Raw genomic sequence first — 19,234 nt, forward strand, 5'->3', positions numbered from 1 at the left:
GGCGGGGGTGAGAACGTGCGAATCCATATATGTAAGCCTACGACAGATGTGCGGCTTTGTCTAATTATGTCGCATAAAAGCGCACGTCCCGTTGCAGAATAAAAATAGCTGATAATGTTGCATTATCGGTCTTAGTTCTCTTTATATAGCGGAACGGCCAAATCATCGAGCAAAACAGCGAAAATCGCGGGAAGAGCGTTCTGCGCCGTCATTCAGCAGAGCATCGGAGGGTGGGCGCGCAGGCTGGCGATGTCAGGCCACACCTCCCCCTCCCTGTCGCTGAGGAATACCCGCCGGCAAATAGCGCCGACCTTACCGATCAGGCTTGCGGCTATGTGGCAGCCGCCGGCTCCGCCGAGAGGCGTATGCCTTGAATTGCAAATGTTTCTCCGCCCGGAGCCGCCACTCCAACCTAGCCCCTTTTCCAGCATCGGCAGACTTGAGGGTCCTCGCGCGTTGGATGCGGCTTGAAGGCTAATTCCGAACGTCGTCACTCGTCATTGCCCTGGAACTATACCCAGCGCTTCCATACAATCATTCACTGAAATGACACGATGGTATCAACTATAACGCGATTCGCTTCCGGGTAAATTTCACAAAAGCTGCAGGGCGACGGAATGCTCCTGAATGGATGGAGTGGTCTCATCGCTGCTGTGACTCAAGACAGAGTTTTCCGGGATGGGGCTGGCTGTCTGCATGGTCGACGTTGGGCGCCGCATGATTTAGGCCTAAGCTTTACGGCCATCCGTTTCAACGTTGCCTCGCAGAAGGCCCGGCAAAAGGGGATAGAGCGCGTGGCAAGAAATGCCCGTCGCCAGGCCGACCGAGGATGCGGCCGTCATCACAAACCACTTTGCCGCCGAGAAGTGTCATCACCGGCCATCCCTTGACTCGCAGCCCTTCGTAAGGCGTGTAATCCGCAGCGTGATGCATCAGCGACTGGCTGATCGTTTCCTCACGGTTCGCGTCCCACAGGACGATATCCGCATCGAAGCCCGGAGCAATGGAGCCCTTGCGCGGATAGAGCCCGTACATCTTCGCGTGATTGGTGGACGTAAGCGCCACGAATTCGTTGAGCGAAATGCGGCCTTCACTGACCCCCTTGGAGAAGAAGACCTGCATGCGGTTCTCCACTCCCGGAATGCCGTTCGGCACCCAGCGGAAGGAGGTCTTCGCCTTCGGGTTCTGCTTGCCCTCCGTCCCTTCCCAGAAAAAGGGGCAATGATCGGAAGAGAATGTCTGGAACACACCGCCGCGGATGCCTTCCCAGATGGCGTCCCAGCTTGCACGGTCGCGCGGCGGTGGCGAGCAGACATATTTGCCGCCCGTCTCGTCCATGTTGAAGCCCTTCATGTCCTCGGCGGTCAGCGCGATATATTGCGTGCAGGTTTCGCCGTAGACCTTCAGGCCTTTCTGCTGCGCCCAGCGGATCTGTTCCATCGCTTCGCGACCGGAAACATGCACGATCATGATCGGTACATCGACCAGTTCGGCATGGCTGATCGCCCGGTGCGCCGCTTCGCGCTCGACCACCTGCGGGCGCGACTCTCCATGATAATAAGGAGCGGTCTTGCCGGCGCGCTCCAGCTTCTCCGTCATGTAGCGAATGGCGTCGTAACCCTCGCAATGAACCATGACGAGCGCGCCGCAGCCGCGGGCACAGTCGAAAACGTCGAGAAGCTGGCGGTCGTTCAGAACCATGTCGTCATAGGTCATGAAGACCTTGAAGGACGTGTAACCATCGCCCACCAGCGACGGCAACTCCTGGCCGAGCACATTCGGGCTAGGGTCCGTGATGATGAGATGGAAGCCGTAATCGCAGAATGACTGGCCCTCGGCCTTCCCGTGATAGGCCATGACGCTCTCGCGAAGTCCGGCACCGCGCGGCTGCACCGCAAACGAGAGCACCGTCGTCGTGCCGCCGGCGATTGCCGAACGCGTGCCGGACTCGAAACCGTCCGCCATCTGCGGCGTGCCCGGCGCGGAATGCTGGGCGAGATGCACATGGCTGTCGATGCCGCCCGGCATCACCAGCATGCCGGACGCATCAATCACCTTGTCGGCGCTTCCGAGATTTTCTCCGGTAGCGACGATCCGCCCTCCCCTGATCGCCACATCGGCGCGAAAGGTATCGGCGGCGGTGACACAAGTGCCGCCGCGGATGAGAAGGTCGAAATCGGCCATGACAATTTCCTTTACTGCTCTTTCGACCGCAGCCGGGCGAATTCGCCAATGGCGATCAGCACGAGATTGGCAACCACGATCATCAGCGCCAGCGCGTTCAATGCCGGCGAAATGTTGAAACGGAAGTCCGAAGCGACAAGAATCGAAAGCGGCTGGCTGCGACCGCTGAGAAACGAGGTCAGCACATATTCGGAAGACGAGAGCACAAAGGCGATGAACCACGCCGCCAGAAGCCCATTCTTCATCAGCGGCAAGGTTACCCGGCGGAAGGCGCTCCAGGCGCTTGCGCCGAGATCGGCGGCCGCCTCTTCCAGCCGCCTGTCGATGCGCATCAGAACCGAGGCGATGACCAGCGTCGTGAACGGCAGGATGATGATCGCCTGCCCCGCAATGATCGTCAGCAGGCTGCGTCCGATCCCGAGTTCCGACAACAGGATGAGCTGCGCCACCGCAAGAATGACCTTCGGAATAAGGAAGGGCAGAAGAATGATGGCGAACAGCAACCCGCGATAGCGCAACCGGTAACGTGTGAGCGCAAGAGCCGCCATGCCGCCGAGAAGCGTCGCAAGGGCCGCCACTGGTACCGAAACCAGAAATGAGAGACCGAGGCCGCCGGTCAGGCGCTTGTCAGCCAGTACCTGACCGAACCAGTGCAGGGTGAAGCCCTGAAGCGGAAAGGCGATGATCTCCGACGCATTGAAGGAGAAAAGCGCAATGACCGCGATCGGCAGGTACATGAAGCCATAGACCAGCCAGACCCACAGCAGGGGAAGACTACGCCGCACCGTCATGCCTCACCTCCCGCCAGCGCCTTGCCGAGCGTCGAGCGGCTGACGGTGATCGCAGCGGCCGCAAAGAGAAGCATAAGGATGGCCAGCATGGTCCAGGCAATGGCCGAGCCGAGCGGCCAGTCGAATGCCGTGCCGAACAGGTCGTTGATGGCACTGATAATGGTGACACCGGAGGCACCGCCGACGAGTTGCGGTGTGAGATAGTCACCGGCCACCATCACGAAAACCATCATGCCGCCGGCAATGAGACCGGGCACGGTGAGCGGCAGCGTCACCCGGCGAAAGGCGGAGAGCGTGCCGGCGCCAAGATCGGACGCAGCCTCCAGCAGCCGGTCGTCCAGCGCCTCGAAAGCGAGCCAAAGGCCGAGCACCATGAAAGGCAGGTAATTATAGGTGAGCACAATATGGGTGGCGAGCGACGAGAAGAGCAGCGCCCCGATCGGCTCCCGGATCACGCCAGTCCACATCAGGAAGGTATTGAGCACGCCTTCGGCGCCGAGCAGCATCCGCCATGCGAAGATCCTGACGAGATCACCGGTGTAAAGCGGCACGAGCAGCAGCGTCAGCATCGCGGATTTCATCACCTTCACGCGCTTGGCGATGAACCACGCAATGGGATAACCGATAACGGCAGTAATCGCGGCAATGCCGAGACCGGAGCCAAACGCCTTAAGGATCAGCCAGCGATAGGTGTCTGAACCGGCGATACGGACATAATTCTTCAGCGTCGGCTCCTTGAGGATCGCGACGAAACTCACCTGAAAGAAGGAATAGACGAGCAGGATCAGCAGCGGCGCAATGCAAAGGGCGGTAACCGCGGCATAAACCGGAAACGAAAGCCAGAAACCGGTGCGGGAGGTTTCCATCGGCTCAGTTCCTGTCGGCGGCGGCGATCCAGGCGCGCGCGGGGTCGAAAGAGAGACTGACCGTGCTGCCGATCGCGGGCGGCTCCGCATCATGGACGATGAGAGAAAGGGTGAGACCGCCAAGGGCGCGTGCTTCCACCAGCCATTCCGCCCCCCGGAAAACCGTGTGCGTGACGGTTGCCTCGAAGCCCTCGTCCGTACCCAGCCGCAAGAGTTCCGGCCGCAGGCAAAGGACGGCCGGGGAGCCCATGCGCAGGCCTGGGACAGCGGGGCTTGCAAAGATGCCAAGCGGCGTCTCGATTGCGGTTGCGCCATCGGAAACGCTGCGGATCTTGCCCGGCACCAGATTGGCGCCGCCGATGAAATCCGCCACATAGGCGCTTGCCGGGCGACGATAGATTTCGGCCGGCGTGCTCTGCTGTTCGATCCGACCATTGTTCATGACGATGATCTCGTCGGACAGGGCGAAGGCTTCCTCCTGATCGTGGGTGACATGAAGGAAGGTCATGCCGAGCCGCCGCTGAAGATCCTTCAGCTCGATCTGCATGTCCTTGCGCATCCGCCGGTCAAGCGCCGAAAGCGGCTCGTCTAGAAGCAGAAGCCGCGGCTCGTTGATAATGGCGCGGGCGAGCGCCACGCGCTGTTGCTGGCCACCGGAAAGCTGGCGCGGACGCCGCTTCGCCATCGGTGTCATCTGCACCATGGCAAGCGCCGCCTCAACCTTGGCCGCGATCTCCGGCTTCGAAAGCCTGCGATAGGCAAGGCCGAAGCCGACATTTTCCTCGACGGAAAGATGCGGAAAGAGCGCGTAGTTCTGGAACACGGTGTTGACGGGCCGGCGGCTGGCCGAAATGCCCGCCAGCGACCGACCGTCCAGTTCGATGATCCCCGAGGAGATTTCCTCGAACCCACCGATCATTCTCAGAAGGGAAGTCTTGCCGCAGCCGGATGGACCGAGAAGGGTCACATAGCTGTTGGGGGCGATGCGGAAATCCACTCCACGGACGGCGTGAACACCGCCATATTCCTTGTGCACGGCGATGCCGCGCAGAAGGGGACGGCCCTGTCGCTCTTCAGCCTCATCCTCTACCCGGTCTGCGGCATTCATGATCAGCTGGCCTTCACTTCGTTCCAGAGGGCGACCCAGTCATTATAACGGGCCGGGTTCTTCTTCCACACGAAGCTGTCCATGATGGAGAGATCCTTGACGAAGATCTTGTCCTTCTGGTCGTCGGGCAGCCTGTCGAGGGCCGCGGAAGTGCCCTGTGCGTAGGGGCCGCCGAAGGCGAGCTTTTCGCCGTATTCCGGGCCGAGCAGATAGTTGATGAAGCTGAACACCTTGTCGAGCTTTTCACCTTCGACGGCAGCCGGAACGGCAATGGTATCGCACCAGCCGATAACACCGGCCTTGGGCTTCGCCATGCCCATCTTCAGACCGCGGGCCGAAAGATCGTAGTAGGGCGGAACCCAGGAGAAGGCGCAGACGACTTCGCCGGATGCGAAGAGGTTGGTCAGGTCGCCGATGGAGTTCCAGTAGGTGCGCAGCAGCTTCTTCTGCGCCATCAGTGCCTTCTTGACCTCGGCCAGTTCCTTGTCGTCAAGATCGAACATCTTGTCCTTGGGGATGCCGAGGTAGAGAGCCGCGATCATGATGCCTTCCAGCGCGTAGTCGCGCATCGCGAGCTTGCCGGCATATTTGTCGCCCTCGAAGAAGACGGACCAATCCGGCTCTGCATCCATAAGGTCGGCGCGATAGACGATCGGGTTGATGCCCCAGTAGAACGGAATGCCGTAGGTCTTGCCGTCCTTCTTGCCAAGATCGGTCTTCTTGAAGGTGTCGTACAGCAGGGAGGCGTTCGGAACCTTGGCGAAATCGATCGGCTGCAGCAGATCGGAAGCGACATAGTATTCCACCTTGTCGAGACCGGGCGTGATCAGATCGACCGAGGAAGCGCCGCCAGCACGCAGCTTGGCGAACTGCTCGTCATCGGTACCGATGAAGTTCTTGGTGATGGAAACGTCGCCATCCTTTAGGAAAGCGGCGAGGTAATCGTCCTTCGCAAGGTTTTCCCAGGTCATCCAGACGATATCGGTGGCTGCGAACGCCCGGTTGAAAGGCTGCAGCGCGCCAAGCGCTGCGGCGCCGGCTGCGGTTTTCAGAAGTCCACGACGGTTGATGCGAAATTCCATGGGCTCGGTCCTTATGGGGTCCCCTCTGAGAGACCGTTAAACAGGCGGCCGGTCTTTTCTCCGGTCCGAGCAAAATAAAAAAACATTTTCAGAATTTATGCAATATGAAAATCACGTTTCATTTTTCGGCAAATGACTAATCCTTGAGCATTTTTCTGCCCTGCACAGGGCCAGCCAGTTGATCCAGCCGCTCATGAAGGCGTTCTATCTCGGCCAGACGCTCGACCGCCGAGTCGCCGAGCTGCTGGCTGACCGAAGAGCAGACGTAGTTGATAACGCTCATCGGCGCGGCATAGCTGTCGAACATCGAGTGTCCCCGGTTATGGCAGCGCAGCGTCACCGTCGCGAGCTGTGCGGTTCGCGCCGCCGTCATGTCGGCAATCAGCACCGAGGGAGAATTGGATTCCTTCACTACCGCCATGATTTCCCGCAAAAGCGCCGGGCGGCGGCGAAAACCAAGCACCAGGAAAGCATCCCGCTCGCCAATGCCAGCCAGCTCCTCGCCCATGGAAACACCCGCAAGCGGCAGAAGATGCACATCAGGCTTGATGTTGGTCAGCAGGCCGCGGGCATAATTGGCCAGCGCCATGGAGTTGCGGAAGCCCACGACAAAGACCCGCGATGCCTCCGCAATGATGCGGACCGCCTGATCCAGATCGGCCTCGCTCAGCATCTCGGCCGTGCGCGTAAGGTTCTGCAGATCCTGCGCGATATGCAGCCCGAAATCGCCGGGAGCCAGGCGCTTTCGCCCCGTACCGGTCAGTTCGTAGAGCGGCGATCCCCAGTCCTCCGCCTGCCGGGCATGCATTCGGGCATCGTTGTAGCTGGCATAGCCGAGACGCTTGAAAAAGCGGGCGGCAGTGGCGTTCGAAATATCCGCCTTCGCCGCCAGTTCGCCTGCCGTGAAGCTCGCGAGATTGGTTTGCGCTTCCATGACGACCGCCGCCAGACGCCTCTCGCTCGCCGTCAATTCGTCGTAGATTCCCATGATCCTGACGTCGATCGGACGACTGTCTTCGTGCTCGTTCATTCCCGGCTCCATTTTCAAAAATCAACAATAACGAAAAATCTTTTTCATTTTGTGTTGACTGACTGCAATCCCCGGCTATCCTTTCGCATAGTTTTCCCGGTTTTGGAATCTCCCAACGATGGTCTCCGATTTCGCTTCTGTCAAAGCCCGTTTCGAGGCAGGACATCCCGCGCCGAAAGGCCCTTATCCCGACACCTTCAAGCCGGTCCTGTCGCGCGACGCCGGGAAGGAGGCGCTGTCGACCATTTCTGCATGGCGCGGTTATGCCGAAACACCGCTCGTCAGCCTCGATGCGCTCGCGAAGGCAACCGGCGTTTCCCGCATCTTCTACAAGCAGGAGGCCGGCCGTTTCGGCCTTGGCTCCTTCAAGGCGCTCGGCGGCGCCTATGCCGTCTATCGGCTGCTGGCAGCCCTTATCGAGAAAGAGACCGGCACGAAACCGGCGCCGCAGGACATTCTCGACGGACGTTACGCCGGCATCGTCTCCGGCGTGACCGTTACCTGCGCAACGGATGGCAACCACGGGCGCTCCGTCGCCTGGGGTGCCCGCATGTTCGGCTGCAAGGCCGTGATCTTCATTCACGCCACCGTTTCGGAAGCGCGAGAACAGGCCATTGCCTCCTATGGGGCGAAGGTCATCCGCACCGCTGGCAACTACGACGACAGTGTGCGCGAGGCCGCGCGTATGGCGGCTGAAAACGGCTGGCACGTCGTGTCCGACACGTCCTATCCCGGCTATACCGACGTGCCTCGCAACGTCATGCAGGGCTACAGCGTGATGGCCGACGAGGCAGAACGCCAGCTTGGCGACCTCCGGCCTACGCACATATTCATACAGGGCGGCGTCGGCGGCCTTGCCGCGGCTGTCACCGCCCATTTCTGGGAGGTTCTCGGGGTAGACGCACCAGTTGTCACGGTTGTCGAACCGGAAACGGCGGCATGCCTTCTTGAAAGCGCGGTGGCCGGCAAGCCGACAGCCGTCGGCGGAGATCTCGAAACCATTATGGCCGGCCTCGCCTGCGGCGAACCCTCGATCATCGCCTGGCCGATCCTCGAAGGTGGCGCCAGCGCCTTCATGGCAATCCCTGACGGTGCGGTGGCGGACACGATGCGCCTGCTTGCCTCCGGTGAAGCCGGAGCGCGGCTCGTCGGCGGGGAAAGCGGCGTGGCGGGCCTTGCCGGCTATCTCGTTGCGTCCGCCAAGCCCGAATGGCGCGAGGAACTGGGGCTCAACGAAAACTCGGTCGTTCTCTTCTTCGGCAGCGAGGGCGATACGGATCCTGAGCTTTACCAGTCCATCGTCGGCAAGAGCGGCAAGGCCGTGGAGGCAGGCAAATGATATTCCAGGAACTTCGCATCAATCCGACGCGGCTGATCTCCCGCGTCGAACGGCTCGGCAAGATCGGCGCACTGGAAGGCGGCGGCGTCTGCCGTCTTGCCCTCACCCCTTCGGAAAAACTCGGACGGGATCATCTGGTCGCCGAAATGAAGGCGCTGGGGCTCGACGTTGCAATCGATCCGATCGGCAATATCTTCGGCGCACGCAAGGGCCGTCGCGAAGGCCCCGCCGTCATGCTCGGCTCACATATCGACACTGTCGCAACCGGTGGCCTTTATGACGGGGCACTCGGTGTTCTGGCTGGACTGGAAGTCATCGCCACGCTGAATGAGGGGAACATCGAGACCGATCTGCCGGTCGTCGTCGCCGCATTCACCAATGAGGAAGGCGCGCGCTTCGCGCCCGACATGCTAGGTAGCCTCGTCTTCGTCGGCGGGCTGTCGCTTGCGGAGGCTCTAGACATCGTCTCCATCGATGGCAAAAGACTGGGCGAAGAACTCGAGGCCATCGGCTATGCCGGCACCGATCAGGGCCCGGAGGAAGTCGCAGCCTATTTCGAGTTGCATATCGAACAGGGTCCAGTGCTTGAAGACGAGAAGGTCGAGATCGGCGCGGTGCTCGGTGTTCAGGGCATCTCCTGGACCGAACTGACGATCCGCGGGCGTTCCGCCCATGCAGGAACGACACCGATCCGCCTGCGACGTGATGCCGGTCTCGCGGCCGCACGGATTGCAGCGGGTGTCGGAGCCTTCGTTCGATCCATGGGCGGTGATCAGGTCGGCACTGTCGGCGCGAGCACGCTCACACCCAACCTCGTCAACGTCGTCGCCGAGACGGCCGTGATGACGGTCGACCTGCGTAACCCCGACGAAGGCTTGCTGCAGGTCGCCGAAGCAAAGCTTACCGCGCTGATCGAACAAATCGCCGGTGAGGAAGAAGTGACAATCGAGCGGCGCAGCCTCGCCCGCTTCGAGCCCGTCGACTTCGCCCCTGCCCTGATCGAGACCATCGACGGTACCGCAAGGGTGCTCGGCTTTTCCACTCGCCGGCTCTTTTCAGGAGCCGGCCATGACGCACAGATGCTCGCCCGGATCGCACCAGCCGCGATGATCTTTGTGCCGAGCGTCAAAGGCATCAGCCATAACATTACCGAATACACAGAACCGGCAGACCTCGCCAACGGCGCGAACGTGCTGCTTCAGGTCACTCTGAAGCAGGCCCTGCCCACAAATGGAGAAGAAGCCTGATGGCTAGAATAGTTGTCACCGGGGCGGCCCAGCTCGGGCCGATCGCCCGTTCGGAAAGCCGCGAGAGCGTAGTCGCCCGCATGATCGCGCTGATGGAGAAGGCAGCCGCACGCGGGTGCGATCTGGTCGTTTATCCCGAACTGGCGCTGACTACCTTCTTCCCGCGCTGGTTCATGGAAGAGCAAGCGGACATCGATTTCTTCTTCGAGCGCTCCATGCCGAATGAAGCCGTTGCCCCGCTCTTCGCGAAGGCAAAAGCACTCAGCATCGGCTTTTCCTTCGGATATGCGGAGTTGACGGAAGAGGACGGCCGGACACGGCACTACAATACGTCGGTTATCGTCGACAAAGCCGGCGAGATCGTGCACCGCTATCGCAAGATCCATCTGCCGGGCCACAAGGAAAACGAGCCGTGGCGCGCCTTTCAGCATCTGGAAAAGCGCTACTTCGAGCCTGGCATGGAACCCTTCTCGGCGGCTGACGTCTTCGATGGCAAGATCGGCCAGGCGATCTGCAACGACCGGCGCTGGCCGGAGACCTATCGCGAACTGGCGCTGCGCGGCGCCGAGATGGCGCTGATCGGGTACAACACGCCGGTTCATTATCCCCTTGCCCCGGAGCATGATCATCTCCAATGTTTCCACAACCATCTATGCATGCAAGCGGGAGCCTATCAGAACGGCATGTGGGTGGTCGGTGTCGCAAAGGCCGGCAAGGAGGAGAATTGTGACCTTATCGGCCAGAGTTGCATCATCGCTCCAACAGGCGAGATCGTCGCAATGGCCAGCACACTTGGCGACGAACTGGTCGTTCATGATTGCGATCTAGACCGCTGCACCGAAATCCGCGCCAACATCTTCAATTTCAGGCTTCATCGCCGCCCGGAAATCTACACCGCACTGACCTCAGCCGAGATATGATGCAAGCGCAATATGGCCAGCAGCCCCATTCTACCCCTTCCCCATCCCTAGAGGATGGGGAATTCATCTACCAAGATCGTGGATCTCGGCAATATATCCCCTTAAGGCCGCGAAGTGCTCGAAACGTACATTACACGCGGGCTTGGCAACGAAGCGAGGCAGTTAATCGCCGCACTGCCAGCGGATCTGCTGGCACGCACCGCTACATTTCTGCTGCTCAAGGATTCACGCTCGAGCTTCCAGATTGAGGGAGAAGACCCGCCGCAGCATCGCATGCAGCGCTGGGGACAGGTAATCGGCGAGGCTGGTCAGCGGCCTATAGATCGCACCCAACTGGAAAGATTGCAGCGCATTGTCATAGGCGATGCGCGCTTCGTCCACCTTGGCCTACGCGTCGAGGGTGGTTTTATCGGCGAGCCCGATCGCCTGACGGGAGCGCCGATACCAGAACATGTCAGCGCCCGGCATCCTGGATCGCATCGATGCCTATCGAACTGTATTGGAAAGCTATTCACGCCGCCTCTTGCCCTTTATTCATTGGCAATCAACAGACCGTGGCAATGTCACGGTGCTGAATCAAACCGCCGACTTCTATCGCTACTTCGACGCAACGCCGCATGCCGAATTCCTGTTTGAGTGCGTGCCCGGACGATCGATATGGATTTGCCGGCCGAGACGGGATTCCTCCGCCTCTACGACGCCTTCAAGATCAAAGTGCAGCAGCGGATCGATATGCCCGACCGCTTGCTTGATCTCCTGTTCCGTTTCTTGCGGCAGAATGAAGGCCAACTATCAAAGCGAGCTCGCGAGAAGGAGTTTTCAGCGCTCAGCGACTCGGAAGCCGCACGGATAGAGACAATCTACGCCGAGATTCAGCAAGCCGCGGCAGAAGATAGCTACGCCCTGTCTTAATTTCGCTGGGCACAGCAGCATGCCAAGGCGACATATTCTCACCAAACGGCAACGCCCGGCACCTGTCTATCTGCCTAAACCGATGAACTCTCGCTGTTTCAGCACGATACACTTGCCCACAACAGCCTCGAACAAAACCATTTTGCGATTCGCCCATTGGTGACCTCAAGCGGACTTTCTAGCCGACACGGTATTGGCTCGCATGAGTGCCATGAGCATTGGTCCAAGCGAAAATTCGCCTCTTGCCGCTTTTCGCGTGAGATCCCGCAGGTATCCGCCTGCCGAGTTGATATGCCCCGCCCTCTCGAGAATGCAGGCGATTGCAGTCGCTGCATTCTCGGGCCCCAAAGTGTCGCTCGCTTCCTGATAGGCTGACGGACTAACTCCAAGCATCGATCTAACGACGACCGCCGCTGACATCATTTCCCGCCAGTTTGAAACCGCACCGCCCGATGCATAATCCACTATTTGCGGACAAGCCTTTAGCACCATTCCCAGAGGAAATGCCTTTGTCGGTTCGACCATCCGTTTCGGTTCATGAGTCGAGGTCTCGTCCTGCTCGTTTTCGGAGCTAGGTTCAAGTTCATGGATGGATTCGGTATTTGAATTCTGTTTGTGACATCCATTTTGGATGTCATTGCCGTTTATTTTTTCTGTTTTTAGATGAATTTCCAATAGATTGACGATTTCTTCGCGCAGCATTTCCAGATCTTCCAAAACGGCAGCCATCACCTGATGGGCCGGCGAACGTCCGAGGCGGACCAAAAGTCCTATGTACTGCCCTTCAATCCCCTCCCAATCGCCGTCTATCCCTTCCTCTACAGCTGCAGAGATCAATTTCCTGACATCGCGCCTACAAATGGTGAGGGCCTCCTTCGTTCGTTTGTAAAGTCGACGCTCCTCGGCAACACTCTGCGCCAAATGGGCGAATTCCCCTGCCCGAAAGACCAGCGGTGCGAGACTGAAACCAAAGGCTTTCTCGATCTCCCCCGTCTTGCCGCGATGGGCGTAACGCTTTCCATTGGGGCTATCGTGCCGATGAATGACACCCGCATCGATCAGAGCGGCCAGATGACGGCGAAGCGTGGTCCCGGAAATACCATGCGCACGTAATGATAATTGAGCGTTGGAGGGAAAAACCACCAGGCTCCGTTCATTTGACAGCTCAGCCTCGGGATAGAAACTCAACAACGCGTCGAGCACCGCCAGCGCCCGATCATGAAGGCCCAGTATTCCTCGTGCTTCGCAAATATCGCGAAACACCTTCCATTTTGGAATTGCCTGATGCGCCCTGCCCTCTTTCATGTCGAGCTGACTTTTCACCAGGGCAAACTTAACCGACCGCCGCCCAAAAGGCGTCGTCACATTTCCCGTTTGCATTTTCAATCACCTTTCAAAAGGCAAAAGAAATCAACTCACCAAAAGATGCCAAAGACTCTTGACTGTGATTCGGGGAAGTGCGATTCTCTGAGTGTCCAAATCAGGGAAGGGCTTCCACAACGGCAACGTTTGGGGGCCTTTTTCTTTTGCTGGTCTCTCCTTCTTGACCCTTAATGTTTTCGGGGCGCAGTCCTATCAGGACCGCTCGGCAGAATGATCGTATTCACGCATCAATTCTGGCATTCGTTCTGCCAACCAGTGCGCAAATGCTGTTTCATTTTTAGGAATAGTCACCGTCGTTCCGGCGGACGTCGTTTTCATCCGGCCGAAAACTCTTTTGCCGAACACAAATTCGACAGTCTCATCCTGGGCCACCTCCTGAGGTTTGGCGAGATCCCCGCTTGCAGCTTTGATTGCTAAGGCAATCCGTACCGCGCCGTCAGATTTGAGAAACTCCGCGGATTGAACGATCTTCCGGACAGCATCTATCCGCATCTCATCCCTCAGGAGTTCGGCAAATGCAGTCCATTTTGGACGGCCCACGCCTTTTGCCCTGCCTATCGCGAAAACTAGATCTTCCGGAACAACCGTCGTCACCCGAAAAAGATGCGATACCGCAGCCTCGGATAACCCGAGGATCGGGCATATGGCACGGTGAGACAGACCAGCGCTTTTTAGCTGCACGGCCCACATCGCCTGTTCGATCCACGTCAGGTTTTCCCGGACACCATTCTCGAGTGATTGTTCCTCGATCAGTTGGCGGTCCGTCAGGTCACGAACGTAAGCCTTGATCTTGATGCTTTCTGAGCCCTCACCCTCTGCCATAATGGCTTTGATAGCAGCCCAGCGACGATATCCGTAGGCAAGTTGGTAATAATCGTCTTTGGTAGGATGCGGGCGGACCAGAACAGGTATTTTCTGACCCTCGCTGGCAATTGAGATCTTCAAAGCTTCAAGTTCTCTCTCGGCCTCCTCGTCATTGTCGAAACGATCCTTGAATGGTGAACGCTCCACCTTGGAGGGATCCAGCGAAATAATGCTGTCTTCCGTCAACTGCGTAAGCACTCTTCCCACATTTGAAATGACGGGAGATGAATGACGGCGAGAAAGTACGGCCTTCTCCATTCCATCAGGTGTAGAACCGGCATCGCCACGATTTTCAGCATCAGCCATTCTTTGAAGGATGCTTTTTTTCATGTGTTGCGCCCCCAGACTTTGTGAATCAGGCCGAGGATTTCAAAATTGACCCTATCGGCGCTTTCGATGGCACGCTTAAGCGCCTCCCGGCCAACCTCCCCGACTTCGAGCTCGTAAAGGGTTTTCTTTGCAACTGCCGCGCCGGCTATGGCCGTCGATTCCAGAGCTTCCGCTACGAGTACATCCTCGCCAAATAGGCGCCGCATGACGCCCGACATGTATTTCTGTGGACCGTCGTTCGGGTTTACGCGCGTGAGCAAGAAACGGAAGAAGTCGTGTTCGAAACGAGCTCCGAACTGCCCCAAAACCTCGGAAAGATCTGAGATCATGATGAGGAACTGGTTGCATGAGGCCACATCCAGCATTGCCGGGTGGACCGTAACGACCAGGGACGTGGCAGCGTAAAGAGCTGCAAGTGTAGAATAGCCCAGCGAGGGAGGTGTATCGAGGATAACGATATCGTAGCGATCCTCAACTCGCGACAAAGCGTTGCTAAGCCGTTCAAAGAAAAGACCGAGATCGTCCCGGTTCCGAGACGTAAGGTAGGACGGGGTGTCGAATTCGAAATCCATCAGCTCGAGATTTCCCGGCACGAGATCGATGCCAGGGAAATAAGTGGATCGTATCACATCCGCCAACGGCCTGCGCTCATTGTCATAACGCATCGCCGCATATGCGGTCTCATTGTCCCCCAGATCAAATTCCGGCTGGATGCCAAACAACGAGGTCATGGATGCCTGAGGATCCAAATCCACGCACAGAACACGATACCCTTGAAGGCCAAGGAAATGGGCCAGATGCATGGACGTTGTTGTCTTCGAACTGCCCCCTTTAAAATTGGCCGTCGCGATGATCTGCAGTTTTTCGCCCTGCCTGCGATAAGGCAGAAGTTCTCCGGCCTCATCCGGACGAAGCTGGGCGAGGAATGAACGCAGTTCTCGCACTTGCTCTACCGTATAGGTCCGGCGATTATTTTCAGCTCTTTCCGGTTGAGGGCCTTTTCCTTCGATCGTCATCTGCCGAAGCGTGCTCTCCGGAACTTTGAGAAGCCGGACCAGATCGAGGGTTGAAAACGTCCGCGCAAAATTCTTCTTCGCCGTCGGGGGGTAGACGGCTTCCCGCATGTCGTGGAGCTCCGCCGAAAGCTTGGAGGTGTACACTCCTATCTTTGACGCGGTATCTCTGACGTTCTGAGAGGCTGCGCTAGCCATTCAATCCTCTTGACGGTTATTACTGCGTTATGAGCTTATTACCGTCAGGGATGACAGAGAGTCTCCGATTCTTCAAGGCGTTTTTGGTTATTCAAAAGTTAACTTCATTCGCACTTGATGCAAACTTTACAGTTGTAAAGTCCTGCAGGATTGGCGCGAGTGGAGAATCATCGCACCTCTAATTCCCTTATCCACTTGCCTATAGGAACGATACTCGCCAAGCCAGACACGAAATACAGGACCATCCTTTTCCCTCAGCGAGGCAATAAAATAATGCGTGGCCATTCTTTCTCTTGAGCGAAAGTGCCGATTAATATCAGTTAATAAAATAAGGCCCGCAAGAGACTGATCCCCGCGGGCCTTGAACGTTCAGTGTCTCGAACTGGCGATCATGCCCTCTTGCCGCCACCATCTTCAGGGGCGCCAACCTGCTCCAGTCGGTCAGATCCACTTCTCGCTCCAGAATTGACTTTTCCAAGAGACGCCCCAAGCAGGGCCTGCATCGGGTCTGCTCCGGAAAAGCCTGCCTGAACAAGGATCTCGTCAAGTATTGGCTTCTGCGCCGTGAAGCTCAGGAGCTGGCTGCTGAGGTCGCCAACGGGATCCCCAGAGTTATCGCCGCCATTGCCCCTCAGCGCTGCAGCGAGGCCGCCGGCGCTGAAGATGCGGATGTCGGAAATCTTCTCGATCGGCTTCATCGCCTGTTCCAGCGCCTGAGGAATGATCGCAACCCTTGCCCGCGCCAGTTCATAATCGATGATGCTGGCGGAGAGGGCGTTGCGCGCTTCGTTAAGTGCCCGTTCAGCCTGCGCCTCTGCCTCACCGAGTTCGATGACGCCTGTCGCCTTGATTTTCGCGGCGGAAGCATCGGCATCGGCCTGGATCTTGGTAGCCGCGGCCAGATTCTCGGCGGCCTGACGTTCAGCTTCCGCCTTCACCGTGATCGCCGTTGCCGCCTGCTCGGCTGCCTTTCGAGCATCGATAACGGCAATGCGCTTGGCACGCTCGGCGATTTCGACCTCTCGGGCCGTCGTCACCTGCTCCTCTGCCGTAATAGCTGCTGCCTTGGCTTCATCGGCCTTGGTGCGCGCGGCCTGTTCCTGCTCGATCTTCTCGGCAACCGCGATCGCAGCATCGATACGGGCGGTCTCGGTCACGCGCCGCGCTTCGGCCTCGCGTTCAGCAATGCCGCGTTCGGCATCAATGCGGGCCGTCTCCCTCGCCTGCCGCGCCTGGGAGTCGCGTTCGGCAATACCCTTCTCGGTATCCAGCCGGGCGGTCTCCTCGCTGAGGCGCGCCAGTTGCTCGGCCCGTGCCGCCTCCGCCCGCGTCTCGGCCGTCTTGTTGGCGATGTCGCGTTCCTGCGTCAATTCAGCATCTCGCTGTTCACGCTCGATAGTCAGGCGACGCAAAGATGCTTCGCGGTCCTTGGTCGCGATCTCAACCTCGTTGTCGCGGACGATCTGGTTACGCTCGCGCTTGCGCTCTTCGGTAATCTTGGTGAGCGCCGTCAGTCCCTCGGCGTCGAAGGTGTTGTTCGGATTGAAATGCTTGATGTCCGTCTGGTCGAGGCGTGTCAGCGAAACGGATTCGAGTTCGAGGCCGTTGGACTGCAGGTCGTGAGCAACAGCCGCCTGCACCGACTTCACGAACTCGGCGCGCTGCTCCTGCAGGTCACGCAGCGACATGGTGGCCGCCACCGAGCGAAGACCATCGACGAATTTCGCCTCGACAAGCGCCTTAAGCGCATCGGCGTCATTCGTGCGGTCGCCCAGCGTCTGGGCTGCGAGAGCGATGTTTTCCGCGTCCGGTTTCACTCGGACATAGAATTCGGCGGTGATATCCGCACGCATCCGGTCCTTGGTGATCAGGGATTCGTTTTCCGCACGCTTGACCTCAAGGCGAAGCGTGCTCAGCGACACCCAGGAATAGGAATGGAAGATCGGCAGGATAACAGAGCCGCCATCGAGCACAACCTTCTTGCCGCCAAGGCCCGTGCGCACATAAGCCTTGTCGCGGGTTGCGCGGGTGTAGAGCGAGGTCATGATGATGCCGATGACGACGATAGCCGTCACGATGACACCGGCTATGAGTCCGACAGAGAGGAAAGTCATGCTTCTTCAGCCTCCGTTGTGTGAATGATGATCGCCGCCAAGCGCGGCCGGGGCAGGGATGGCCTGAAAGAGGCCGTTCTTCCCATCCACGATCAGGACCGTCTCACCCGTTTCGATGATGTGCCCCGGCGCGGCGTTGGCGCGCAGACTGTGAATATTGTCGTACTTGTCCTTGATGCGCACGGCACCAGGGTTGCCCTGATCGAGGGGACCGAGCGTCACTGTGCCGACCCGGCCGATGAAATCCGCTTGCTGCTGCACACTGGTTTCATCGCGCGGAATGATGTGGGCGAGCCCGCGGCTCGACCAGCGCGTTACCGGGATGGCAGCTGCGAGCGCGCCGGTCATGGCTGCGTAAAGCGGCAGCGGATCTCGAAACTGCGAGATGATCGACTGGATCGCGAAGCCGCCGGCAGCAAAGGCCGAAAGCAGGATGACGGCAAGTACGAGGATGGGCACGCCGCCGGCGTTGAGCCAGGACATCCAGCCGCCGAGCAGTCCGGATTCCGCATCGCCCGGCCCGTTGAAATCGAAGCCCTCATCCAGCAGCCCGGAGGCCGAAACCCCGAGCAGAACCGAAACGAGTTCGACAATGCCGAGACCTGCGACAGTCGCAAGCGCAATCCAGAATGGAGCCGTGCCCGTCTGGACGATGTAATCCATTAGCGTTCACCCTGTTTGAAAGCGTTGAGACGAGCCTCGATGGCTTTCTGCCTCTGTAAGCGTCCGAGTTCCTCGACTTCAGCGTTGCCTTCCATAGCCGGCCTTGCCGGAACGCCGGTCACGCGCTCGACAGCCTGAAGCGCGTCGGCAAGCCGCTGATCGTTCCGCTGGGATGGCGTAGCAACCGACGGCACTGCGCGCTCAGCCCGTCTGGCGTCCTCCAGCCGCTTCATCGCATCGGCCCGGGCCGACGCGATGCTGCTGAGCGTCGCCTCGGCATCGACAATCTCCCGCGTGTTCTCGAGGATAGCCTTCGCGAGCGCTTCCCTTTGAGCCTCAAGGTCGATCTGTACGCCGGTCGCGACACGAGCAAGATCCTCACGGCCACTCTCTAAACCGACCTTGATCTTCTCGTCGAGATCGCGAATTTCGGCGTCGAGATCATCGCTCTTGGCTCTCAACCTGTGACCCGCGGCCATGGCAACACCGAGTGCTGCACGCGCCTCGTCGGCGATCATGCCGATTTCCCGAATGGCCTGCTGCGCCACAGCAACCGGATTGGATACCTCAGCGGAATCAACTGCGTTGTTGACGACCCCTGCAATCACGCGCCCGAGGCGGGCAAGAATTCCTTCATTGGACATGGTGGCCTCCCTTGTTTGATGAACGTCAGCCTGGATGCCGGCGTAGAGACAGATGGACGAACCCTCGAAAACCAATCGTGCTTCGGCAAAATCCGCCCACCCCTCGCGATAGTGGCCTGCTGTATAAGGCATCACGATCCGGCCACTTAGCGTCGCAATGCTCACGCTATCGGGACCCTTCACGGCAAAAAGCTTGGAATCGAGCGGGATATCCCGAACGACTTCCCCTGGTCTGCGACGTCCATGGTCCCGCAGCGCGAGAGTGGCCAGGCGGGAGGGGATACCCGTCACCGTTCTGATTTCCTCGTATGCCGCCTGATGCAGCGCGACGACATTTGCCCCCTTGTCGGTCTGGTCGAGAATGTCCATCGCTCGCTGATATGCGACGAGCGTATCGGACAATGCCTTGCGCATTTCCGGGGTAGGTTGGAGGTCGAGTCTCAAGCCGGATGTGAACTTTCTTGCCATGCCAAATATATAAAGCACCACTTTGGTGCTTTCAAGGTTGCCATTGCGAATTTTCTGCAACCCCTGGGAATTTAGGGT

General features: G+C 58.8%; 17 protein-coding genes. 4 read left to right on the plus strand and 13 right to left on the minus strand.

Going from position 1 to position 19,234, the window contains the following annotated elements; genetic code table 11:
* Positions 1 to 750 precede the first annotated feature (750 nt).
* From hydA to H4I99_RS18690, 6 genes are all read right to left on the minus strand, one after another.
* The gene (gene hydA, locus H4I99_RS18665) at positions 751 to 2,184 is read right to left on the minus strand and encodes a dihydropyrimidinase (RefSeq protein ID WP_163897555.1); all 1,434 of its coding nucleotides are present in this window, start codon (positions 2,182 to 2,184) and stop codon (positions 751 to 753) included.
* 11 nt (positions 2,185 to 2,195) lie between these two features.
* Complete coding sequence (locus tag H4I99_RS18670) at positions 2,196 to 2,975, minus strand: ABC transporter permease (RefSeq protein ID WP_163897552.1); 780 nt, start codon at positions 2,973 to 2,975, stop codon at positions 2,196 to 2,198.
* Positions 2,972 to 3,841 carry an ABC transporter permease gene (locus tag H4I99_RS18675; RefSeq protein WP_163897549.1) on the minus strand — a complete coding sequence of 290 codons (870 nt, stop codon included), beginning with the start codon at positions 3,839 to 3,841 and terminating at the stop codon, positions 2,972 to 2,974. Before H4I99_RS18675 ends, H4I99_RS18670 begins: the two co-directional genes overlap by 4 nt.
* A gap of 4 nt (positions 3,842 to 3,845) precedes the next feature.
* Positions 3,846 to 4,949 (minus strand): ABC transporter ATP-binding protein, encoded by a 1,104-nt coding sequence (locus H4I99_RS18680; protein WP_163897546.1) that lies wholly within the window; start codon positions 4,947 to 4,949, stop codon positions 3,846 to 3,848.
* Positions 4,950 to 4,951: 2 nt separating this feature from the next.
* Positions 4,952 to 6,031: an extracellular solute-binding protein gene (locus tag H4I99_RS18685; protein ID WP_194362162.1), complete on the minus strand. Its 1,080-nt coding sequence runs from the start codon at positions 6,029 to 6,031 to the stop codon at positions 4,952 to 4,954.
* 136 nt (positions 6,032 to 6,167) lie between these two features.
* On the minus strand, positions 6,168 to 7,061 hold the full coding sequence (locus tag H4I99_RS18690) for a MurR/RpiR family transcriptional regulator (protein WP_163897544.1): 894 nt from the start codon (positions 7,059 to 7,061) through the stop codon (positions 6,168 to 6,170).
* A gap of 118 nt (positions 7,062 to 7,179) precedes the next feature.
* Between H4I99_RS18690 and H4I99_RS18695 the strand changes: the two genes are divergently transcribed.
* The 3 genes from H4I99_RS18695 to H4I99_RS18705 are packed head-to-tail and all read left to right on the plus strand — an operon-like array spanning position 7,180 to position 10,567.
* Complete coding sequence (locus H4I99_RS18695) at positions 7,180 to 8,400, plus strand: diaminopropionate ammonia-lyase (RefSeq protein WP_163897542.1); 1,221 nt, start codon at positions 7,180 to 7,182, stop codon at positions 8,398 to 8,400.
* Positions 8,397 to 9,647, plus strand: coding sequence for a Zn-dependent hydrolase (locus tag H4I99_RS18700; RefSeq protein WP_163897539.1), 1,251 nt, complete (start codon positions 8,397 to 8,399; stop codon positions 9,645 to 9,647). Before H4I99_RS18695 ends, H4I99_RS18700 begins: the two co-directional genes overlap by 4 nt.
* Entirely contained in the window at positions 9,647 to 10,567 is a 921-nt protein-coding gene (locus H4I99_RS18705; RefSeq protein WP_163897536.1) for an N-carbamoyl-D-amino-acid hydrolase, read from the plus strand. Before H4I99_RS18700 ends, H4I99_RS18705 begins: the two co-directional genes overlap by 1 nt.
* A gap of 225 nt (positions 10,568 to 10,792) precedes the next feature.
* Here the strand turns inward: H4I99_RS18705 and H4I99_RS24765 are convergent, their stop codons facing one another.
* Positions 10,793 to 10,948, minus strand: a complete 156-nt coding sequence (locus H4I99_RS24765) for a hypothetical protein (RefSeq protein WP_342345167.1) — start codon at positions 10,946 to 10,948, stop codon at positions 10,793 to 10,795.
* 276 nt (positions 10,949 to 11,224) lie between these two features.
* Between H4I99_RS24765 and H4I99_RS24770 the strand changes: the two genes are divergently transcribed.
* Positions 11,225 to 11,479, plus strand: coding sequence for a hypothetical protein (locus H4I99_RS24770; RefSeq protein ID WP_342345168.1), 255 nt, complete (start codon positions 11,225 to 11,227; stop codon positions 11,477 to 11,479).
* Between the two features lie 165 nt (positions 11,480 to 11,644).
* Here the strand turns inward: H4I99_RS24770 and repC are convergent, their stop codons facing one another.
* The 6 genes from repC to H4I99_RS18740 all read right to left on the minus strand — a co-directional run bounded on the left by repC (position 11,645) and on the right by H4I99_RS18740 (position 19,132).
* Positions 11,645 to 12,859: a plasmid replication protein RepC gene (gene repC / locus H4I99_RS18715; RefSeq protein ID WP_164490842.1), complete on the minus strand. Its 1,215-nt coding sequence runs from the start codon at positions 12,857 to 12,859 to the stop codon at positions 11,645 to 11,647.
* 195 nt (positions 12,860 to 13,054) lie between these two features.
* Positions 13,055 to 14,056, minus strand: coding sequence for a plasmid partitioning protein RepB (gene repB, locus H4I99_RS18720; protein WP_163898247.1), 1,002 nt, complete (start codon positions 14,054 to 14,056; stop codon positions 13,055 to 13,057).
* Positions 14,053 to 15,267 carry a plasmid partitioning protein RepA gene (gene repA, locus H4I99_RS18725; protein WP_163898244.1) on the minus strand — a complete coding sequence of 405 codons (1,215 nt, stop codon included), beginning with the start codon at positions 15,265 to 15,267 and terminating at the stop codon, positions 14,053 to 14,055. The genes repB and repA overlap by 4 nt, the downstream gene beginning before the upstream one ends.
* Before the next feature lie 389 nt (positions 15,268 to 15,656).
* A complete protein-coding gene (locus H4I99_RS18730) occupies positions 15,657 to 17,381 on the minus strand; it encodes a flotillin family protein (protein ID WP_163898241.1) in 1,725 nt (574 codons plus the stop codon).
* A gap of 6 nt (positions 17,382 to 17,387) precedes the next feature.
* Positions 17,388 to 18,044, minus strand: a complete 657-nt coding sequence (locus tag H4I99_RS18735; RefSeq protein WP_163898238.1) for an OB-fold-containig protein — start codon at positions 18,042 to 18,044, stop codon at positions 17,388 to 17,390.
* The gene (locus H4I99_RS18740; RefSeq protein WP_163898235.1) at positions 18,044 to 19,132 is read right to left on the minus strand and encodes a PspA/IM30 family protein; all 1,089 of its coding nucleotides are present in this window, start codon (positions 19,130 to 19,132) and stop codon (positions 18,044 to 18,046) included. Before H4I99_RS18740 ends, H4I99_RS18735 begins: the two co-directional genes overlap by 1 nt.
* Positions 19,133 to 19,234: the final 102 nt, after the last annotated feature.

Origin of the sequence: Paenirhizobium daejeonense (assembly GCF_014280875.1) — a bacterium.
Taxonomy (GTDB): domain Bacteria; phylum Pseudomonadota; class Alphaproteobacteria; order Rhizobiales; family Rhizobiaceae; genus Allorhizobium; species Allorhizobium daejeonense.

Coding starts and splice junctions, on each gene's coding strand:
- hydA (WP_163897555.1), bottom strand. CDS start 2,184: ATGGCCGATTTCGACCTTCTCATCCGCGGCGGCACTTGTGTCACCGCC.
- H4I99_RS18670 (WP_163897552.1), bottom strand. CDS start 2,975: ATGACGGTGCGGCGTAGTCTTCCCCTGCTGTGGGTCTGGCTGGTCTAT.
- H4I99_RS18675 (WP_163897549.1), bottom strand. CDS start 3,841: ATGGAAACCTCCCGCACCGGTTTCTGGCTTTCGTTTCCGGTTTATGCC.
- H4I99_RS18680 (WP_163897546.1), bottom strand. CDS start 4,949: ATGAATGCCGCAGACCGGGTAGAGGATGAGGCTGAAGAGCGACAGGGC.
- H4I99_RS18685 (WP_194362162.1), bottom strand. CDS start 6,031: ATGGAATTTCGCATCAACCGTCGTGGACTTCTGAAAACCGCAGCCGGC.
- H4I99_RS18690 (WP_163897544.1), bottom strand. CDS start 7,061: ATGAACGAGCACGAAGACAGTCGTCCGATCGACGTCAGGATCATGGGA.
- H4I99_RS18695 (WP_163897542.1), top strand. CDS start 7,180: ATGGTCTCCGATTTCGCTTCTGTCAAAGCCCGTTTCGAGGCAGGACAT.
- H4I99_RS18700 (WP_163897539.1), top strand. CDS start 8,397: ATGATATTCCAGGAACTTCGCATCAATCCGACGCGGCTGATCTCCCGC.
- H4I99_RS18705 (WP_163897536.1), top strand. CDS start 9,647: ATGGCTAGAATAGTTGTCACCGGGGCGGCCCAGCTCGGGCCGATCGCC.
- H4I99_RS24770 (WP_342345168.1), top strand. CDS start 11,225: ATGGATTTGCCGGCCGAGACGGGATTCCTCCGCCTCTACGACGCCTTC.
- repC (WP_164490842.1), bottom strand. CDS start 12,859: ATGCAAACGGGAAATGTGACGACGCCTTTTGGGCGGCGGTCGGTTAAG.
- repB (WP_163898247.1), bottom strand. CDS start 14,056: ATGAAAAAAAGCATCCTTCAAAGAATGGCTGATGCTGAAAATCGTGGC.
- repA (WP_163898244.1), bottom strand. CDS start 15,267: ATGGCTAGCGCAGCCTCTCAGAACGTCAGAGATACCGCGTCAAAGATA.
- H4I99_RS18730 (WP_163898241.1), bottom strand. CDS start 17,381: ATGACTTTCCTCTCTGTCGGACTCATAGCCGGTGTCATCGTGACGGCT.
- H4I99_RS18735 (WP_163898238.1), bottom strand. CDS start 18,044: ATGGATTACATCGTCCAGACGGGCACGGCTCCATTCTGGATTGCGCTT.